This window comes from Rhodoferax sp. (genome assembly GCF_023701345.1).
Taxonomy (GTDB): Bacteria; Pseudomonadota; Gammaproteobacteria; order Burkholderiales; family Burkholderiaceae_C; genus Rhodoferax.
The window spans coordinates 76,346-82,870 of sequence record NZ_JAMPXE010000001.1 but is presented as its reverse complement, the minus strand read 5'-3'; the positions used below and the strand labels follow the sequence as shown (position 1 = coordinate 82,870).

The 6,525-nt window shown below is 63.0% G+C and carries 6 protein-coding genes; all 6 read left to right on the top strand.

Annotated features, from left to right (window positions below):
- Positions 1–95: 95 nt before the first annotated feature.
- The 6 genes from NDI87_RS00390 (at position 96) to NDI87_RS00365 (ending at position 6,461) form a co-directional block, all read left to right on the top strand.
- The gene (locus NDI87_RS00390) at positions 96–797 is read left to right on the top strand and encodes a spermidine synthase (protein ID WP_296272747.1); all 702 of its coding nucleotides are present in this window, start codon (positions 96–98) and stop codon (positions 795–797) included.
- Complete coding sequence (locus NDI87_RS00385) at positions 794–2,593, top strand: GspE/PulE family protein (protein ID WP_296272743.1); 1,800 nt, start codon at positions 794–796, stop codon at positions 2,591–2,593. The genes NDI87_RS00390 and NDI87_RS00385 overlap by 4 nt, the downstream gene beginning before the upstream one ends.
- 16 nt (positions 2,594–2,609) lie before the next feature.
- Positions 2,610–3,095: a tripartite tricarboxylate transporter TctB family protein gene (locus NDI87_RS00380; protein WP_296272741.1), complete on the top strand. Its 486-nt coding sequence runs from the start codon at positions 2,610–2,612 to the stop codon at positions 3,093–3,095.
- A 1-nt stretch (position 3,096) separates the two neighbouring features.
- The gene (locus NDI87_RS00375) at positions 3,097–4,608 is read left to right on the top strand and encodes a tripartite tricarboxylate transporter permease (protein ID WP_296272739.1); all 1,512 of its coding nucleotides are present in this window, start codon (positions 3,097–3,099) and stop codon (positions 4,606–4,608) included.
- A 118-nt stretch (positions 4,609–4,726) separates the two neighbouring features.
- Positions 4,727–5,638: a DMT family transporter gene (locus tag NDI87_RS00370; RefSeq protein WP_296272737.1), complete on the top strand. Its 912-nt coding sequence runs from the start codon at positions 4,727–4,729 to the stop codon at positions 5,636–5,638.
- Between the two features lie 28 nt (positions 5,639–5,666).
- The gene (locus NDI87_RS00365; protein ID WP_296272735.1) at positions 5,667–6,461 is read left to right on the top strand and encodes an SDR family oxidoreductase; all 795 of its coding nucleotides are present in this window, start codon (positions 5,667–5,669) and stop codon (positions 6,459–6,461) included.
- The last annotated feature ends 64 nt before the right edge of the window (positions 6,462–6,525 follow it).

Here is a 6,525-nt window from a genome sequence, read left to right as displayed (position 1 = left end):
TTCCAAGACCTGTGGGATCGATTGGGGATAATCGTTCCATCTTGAAAAAAAACGCCCACTCTCTTCCCGAAGTCAATTTCTCGGACGACGGCCCGATGCGCCACCTGCATCTGGGCACCGAATGGATCCAGGGCTCGATGTACCTGGCCGAGCCCAACGCGCTGGTGCATGAGTACATCCAGCGCATGATGGCCTGGCTGCTGTTTGTGCCACCCGAATCGGTGAAAGACCGCCAGGCGCTGCAGTTGGGCCTGGGCGCAGGCTCCCTGACCAAGTTTTGCCACAAGGAACTGCGCATGAAAACCAGCGCCATCGAGCTCAATCCGCAGGTGCTGACCGCCTGCAAGGGCTGGTTCAAGCTGCCGGCAGAAAACCCCCGCCTGCAGGTGGTGCTGGCGGACGCGGCGCAAGAAATTCAGAACCCCAAATGGTGGGGCACGGTGGACGCCCTGCAGGTGGATTTGTATGACCATGAAGCTGCTGCGCCGGTGCTCGACAGCCTGCCGTTTTACAACCACTGCCGGCGCCTGCTGACGCCTGAGGGCTGCATGACGGTGAACCTGTTTGGCCGTGCGTCGAGCTTTGTGCGCAGTGTCGAAAAAATGTCGGCGGCCTTTGGCAAGGAGGCCATCTGGGCCTTCAAGCCGACACGCGAGGGCAACACCGTGGTGCTGGCGCAGCACACGCCAAGCCGGCCCAAGCGCGATGTGCTGATGGCGCGTGCTGACCGCATCGAGTTTGAATGGGGTCTGCCGGCCAGCAAATGGGTGCGGGTGTTCAAGCCCATGCTGTTATGACACACGGCACATTCCCCGCATCGTCAGGCCGCAAAGCCGAGGGCCCGCTGGACTGGCGCAGCCTGGTGCAGTGGCTGCAGATGGATGGTCTCATCACTGCGCAGGAAGCCCACCGCATCCAGTCGCGCTGTGCCCAGGCCGAAAGCGCGCAGCACCCGCTGCTGCGCCTGGCCAGCGTCGGCGTGCACCGGGCCAGCGACGACAAGGCCATGGGCATGGAGGCGCTGGTGCAATGGCTGGCGCCGCGCGCCGGGCTGGGCTATTTGCGCATCGACCCGCTCAAGGTCGATGTGGCCAAGGTGGCCGACACCATGAGCCCGGCCTATGCCGAACACCACAAGATTTTGCCGGTGCAGGTCACGGCCCATGAGGTGGTGGTGGCCACCGCCGAGCCGTTTCTGAGCGACTGGGTGGCCGAGGTGGAGCGCCAGTCACGCCGCAGTGTGCGCCGCGTGCTGGCCAATCCGCAGGACATCGCCCGTTATATCGCCGAATTTTTTGCGCTGGCCAAGTCGGTGCGCGCCGCCAGCAAGGCGGGCGGCAACGCCGGTTCCAGCTTTGAGCAATTGGTGGAGCTGGGCAAGAGCAACAAGCAGCTCGACGCCAATGACCAGAGCGTGGTGCAGGTGGTCGACTGGCTTTGGCAATACGCGTTTGACCAGCGCGCCAGCGACATCCATCTGGAGCCACGGCGCGAGCAGGGCGTGATCCGCTTTCGCATCGACGGTGTGTTGCATCCGGTGTACCAGATGCCGATGGGTGTGCTGGGTGCCATGACGGCGCGCATCAAGTTGCTCGGGCGCATGGATGTGGTCGAAAAGCGCCGCCCGCAGGATGGCCGCATCAAGACCCGCAATCCCGGCGGCGACGAGGTCGAAATGCGCATCTCCACGCTGCCCACCGCGTTTGGCGAAAAAATGGTGATGCGTATTTTTGACCCCGATACCACGGTGAAGGACCTCGATGCGCTGGGCTTCTCGGCGCACGACGCGCAACGCTGGGAGGCATTGGTGAAGCGCCCCAACGGCATCATTCTGGTGACCGGGCCCACCGGGTCGGGCAAAACCACCACGCTTTATTCGACGCTGAAGCGGGTCGCCACCGAAGAAGTCAACGTGAGCACGGTGGAAGACCCGATCGAGATGATCGAGCCGTCGTTCAATCAGACCCAGGTGCAGCCGCAGCTTGACTTCGGCTTTCCCGAAGGCCTGCGCGCCCTGATGCGGCAGGACCCCGACATCATCATGGTTGGTGAAATTCGCGACCAGGCCACGGCCGACATGGCGGTGCAGGCGGCGCTCACCGGGCACCTGGTGTTCTCGACCCTGCACACCAATGACGCGCCCTCTGCGGTCACGCGGCTGCTGGAGTTGGGCGTGCCCTCGTATCTGATCAATGCCACCCTGCTGGGCGTGCTGGCGCAGCGCCTGGTGCGCATGCTGTGCCCCCATTGCAAGCTGCCGGACCCTGCCGCCGTACCCGAGACGCTGGCTGAAGTGATGAAACCATGGCAACTGAACGGCGCTTACAAGCCGTTCAAGGCCGTGGGTTGTGTTGACTGCCGCATGACCGGATTTTTGGGGCGCATGGGGCTTTACGAATTGCTGGTGGTCAGCGAGGCGTTCAAGGAAAAAATCAACCGCGAACCCAACGCCGACGCACTCAAGCGCCAGGCGGTGCTGGATGGCATGCGGCCCTTGCGGCTGGCCGGTGCCTTGCGTGTGGCCGAGGGGTTGACGGTACTCGAAGAGGTGCTGGCATCCACCCCGGCACTGGCTTGCGTGACGGTGGTGTGAGCAGGGCAGAGACGCTATGAAAAATACGCAAGACTTTTACGCCGGATTGCTGTTCACGGGGGTGGGTAGTGCTTTCGGTTGGGGCGCACTGGACTACCAGGTCGGCAGCAGTGGGCGCATGGGGCCGGGTTATTTCCCGCTGTTGCTCGGCGTGTTGCTGGCGCTGTTGGGTGGGGTCATGATGTTGCGGGCCGCGCTGTTTCAAGCCGACCGGGCCAATGTGATTGGCCCCTGGGCCTGGAAGCCGATGGTGGCCATTATTTCGGCCAACCTGCTGTTTGGTGTGGCGTTGGGCGGCCTGCCACGCCTGGGGCTGCCGGCGCTGGGTCTGATGGGGGGCATTTACGGGCTGACCTTTGTCGCCTGCCTGGCCGGTGAGCGTTTCAAGTTCAAGGAAGCCGCGCTGCTGGCCACCGCGCTGGCGGCCTTGAGTTACCTGGCTTTTGTGTTGCTGCTCAAACTGCAGTTGCCGGTGTGGCCTGTGTTTCTGGCGGGAGACTGACGTGGAGTTGATCAACCACCTGGCGCTGGGTTTCGGTGTGGCCTTCACGCCGCTGAACCTGATGTACGCCTTTGTCGGCTGTCTGCTGGGCACCTTGATTGGGGTGCTGCCGGGCATCGGACCGCTGGCCACCATTGCCATGCTGCTGCCTGCCACCTACGCCCTGCCACCCACGTCGGCCCTGATCATGCTGGCGGGCATTTATTACGGCGCGCAATACGGCGGCTCCACCACCGCCATTCTGGTCAATCTGCCCGGTGAGGCTTCGTCGGTGGTGACGGTGATTGATGGCTACCAGATGGCGCGCCAGGGCCGCGCCGGGCCGGCGCTGGCGGCGGCGGGCATAGGGTCATTTTTCGCCGGTTGTGTCGGCACGCTGGTGCTGGCCGCCTTTGCCGTGCCGCTGACCGAGGTGGCGTTCCTGTTTGGCCCCTCTGAATATTGCGCGCTGATGCTGTTGGGACTGGTGGGGGCGGTGGTGCTGGCCTCCGGTGACTTGCTCAAGGCCTTTGGCATGATTTTGCTCGGTTTGCTGCTGGGGCTGGTGGGTACCGACGTGAATTCGGGTGTGGCGCGCTTCAGCTTTGACATTCCGGAGCTTTCTGATGGCATTGGCTTCATCGTGATCGCCATGGGGATGTTTGGCTATGGCGAGATCATCAGCAACCTGAGCCGACCCGAGAGTGCGCGCCAGGTGTTTACCGCCAATGTGCATGGCCTGATGCCGAGCCGCCAGGACTTCAAGCGCATGTGGCCGGCCATTCTGCGTGGCACCGGCCTGGGCTCGGTGCTGGGCATCCTGCCCGGTGGGGGTGCGGTGATGAGCGCTTTTGCCGCTTACACGATTGAAAAAAAGACCCGGCTGCAGCCGGGTGAAGTGCCTTTTGGTCAGGGCAATATTCGCGGTGTGGCCGCGCCCGAGGCGGCCAACAATGCGGCTTCGCAAACCTCCTTCATCCCGCTGCTCACCCTGGGCATACCGCCCAACGCGGTGATGGCGCTGATGGTGGGTGCCATGACCATCCACAACATCCAGCCCGGGCCGCAGGTCATGAGCAGCAACCCCGAACTGTTCTGGGGTCTGATCGCCTCGATGTGGCTTGGCAACGCCATGCTGATCGTGCTGAACCTGCCCCTGATCGGCATCTGGATCAAGCTGCTCAGCGTGCCCTACCGCTGGCTGTACCCGGCCATCGTGCTGTTTTGCGCCATTGGCGTGTACAGCACCAACAACAACACCTGGGACATCTGGATGGTGGGCCTGTTTGGCGTGGTGGGCTATGTCTTCATCAAACTCGGCATGGAACCGGCGCCGTTGCTGCTGGGATTTATTCTGGGCCCGATGATGGAAGAAAACCTGCGCCGCGCGCTCTTGCTGTCACGCGGCGACTGGAGCGTGTTTGTCACGCGGCCGCTGTCCGCCGGTTTGTTGCTGGCAGCCCTGGCGCTGCTGGCTCTGGTGCTGGTGCCTGCCTTCAAGCGCACGCGCGACGTGGCTTTTGTTGAAGATTAGATGCAAGCTTACGCAACGATGTATCCCATGACTTTGTCATTGCGAGCGAAGCGCGGCAATCCATGCAGCCCTGGATCGCCGCGTCGCTGCGCTCCTCGCGATGACGGTCGGTGATGTCATGAATCAAGTTCACTTGCCGCCCAAGACACTGGCCACCGGCTTGCTGCTGGCCACGCTGGGCGCCATCGCCTTCAGCGGCAAGGCCATCATTGTCAAGCTGGCGTATCGCCATGGCGTTGATGCGGTCACGCTCATCATGTACCGCATGCTGTTTGCGTTGCCCATTTTTGTTGTCATGGCCTGGTGGGCCAGCCGCGGCAAGTCGGCGCTGACCCGGCACGACTGGTGGGGCGTTTTGGGGCTGGGGTTTACCGGCTACTACCTGGCCAGCTTTCTGGACTTTGCCGGTCTGGCGTACATCAGTGCCTCGCTGGAGCGGCTCATTTTGTACCTCAATCCGACGCTGGTATTGTTGCTGGGCCTGGTGCTGTACAAACGCCACATCAGCCGACGCCAGGCGCTGGGCATGGCCATCAGCTATTGCGGTGTGATCCTGGTGTTTGGTCATGAGATCCATTTTGCGGGTGCCGATGCCGCTCTGGGTGCGCTGCTGGTGTTCGGCAGTGCGGTCAGTTACGCGATTTACCTCAGCTTCAGCGGCGAGCTGGTGCAGCGCCTGGGTTCGCTGCGGCTGGTTGGGCTGGCCACCAGCGTCGCCTGTGTGCTGTGTATCGGTCAATTTGTCGTGTTGCGACCCATGCAGGCCGCGCTGGTGGCGCCCGAGGTGATCTGGCTGTCGGTTTTGAACGCCACCCTGTGTACCGCCGCGCCGGTATTGATGGTGATGATGGCCGTTGAGCGCATTGGTGCGGGCATGGCGGCGCAAACCGGCATGGTCGGCCCCATGTCCACCATTCTGATGGGCGTGCTGCTGCTGGGGGAACCCTTCACGGGCTGGGTGGCAGCGGGCACGGCGCTGGTGGTGGCCGGTATTTTTGTATTCACCAGTCGCCCCCGGCAACTGGCGTAATGGTTGTTGTTTTGACAAGGAGACTGTGATGGATTTGGGAATTACCGGCAAATGGGCTTTGGTGTGCGGGGCCAGCAAAGGCCTGGGGCTGGGCTGCGCCAAGGCGCTGGTGCAAGAGGGCGTGAATGTGCTGATGGTGGCGCGCGGGGCCGAAGCCTTGCAAGCCGCCGCGGCGCAATTGACGCAGACCTGCGCCAACCAGACCGGCGCGACCGTGCAATGGCTGGCCACAGACATCACCACCGAGGCCGGTCGTGCCGCGGTGCTGGCGCAGCGTGCTGACTTCGACATTGTTGTGACCAATGCCGGCGGTCCGCCGACCGGCGACTTCCGCAACTTTGAGCGCGACGACTGGATCCGTGCGCTGGATGCCAACATGCTCACGCCCATCGCGCTGATCAAGGCCACGGTGGACGGTATGGCCGCGCGCGGCTTTGGCCGCATCGTCAACATCACCTCCGGTGCTGTCAAGGCGCCGATCGATGTGCTGGGCCTGTCGAATGGTGCGCGCAGTGGTTTGACCGGTTTCGTGGCTGGGCTGGCACGCAGTGGTGTGGCCGCCAGGGGGGTGACGATCAACAACCTGTTGCCCGGTGCCTTTGACACCGAGCGCCTGCAGTCCATCTTTCAGGGCGCCGCCGCCAAAACGGCGCAGCCGCTGGAGGTGGTGGCTGCCGCCCGGCGCAACACCATTCCAGCCAAACGCTTTGGTTCGCCAGACGAGTTTGGTGCCATCTGCGCCTTTTTGTGCAGCCAGCAGGCCGGCTACATGACCGGGCAAAATGTGCTGGCGGATGGGGGTGCTTATCCGGGTACTTTCTAATCAGTTGGGGTCAGAGCACGTCGCTATGCGAGTGGTCTGATCCGCAAAGGCTCAAACCAATTTC

Bases quoted from the DNA above. Each gene is read 5' to 3' on its own strand.
- NDI87_RS00390 (WP_296272747.1), top strand. From the start codon at position 96: ATGCGCCACCTGCATCTGGGCACCGAATGGATCCAGGGCTCGATGTAC.
- NDI87_RS00385 (WP_296272743.1), top strand. From the start codon at position 794: ATGACACACGGCACATTCCCCGCATCGTCAGGCCGCAAAGCCGAGGGC.
- NDI87_RS00380 (WP_296272741.1), top strand. From the start codon at position 2,610: ATGAAAAATACGCAAGACTTTTACGCCGGATTGCTGTTCACGGGGGTG.
- NDI87_RS00370 (WP_296272737.1), top strand. From the start codon at position 4,727: ATGAATCAAGTTCACTTGCCGCCCAAGACACTGGCCACCGGCTTGCTG.
- NDI87_RS00365 (WP_296272735.1), top strand. From the start codon at position 5,667: ATGGATTTGGGAATTACCGGCAAATGGGCTTTGGTGTGCGGGGCCAGC.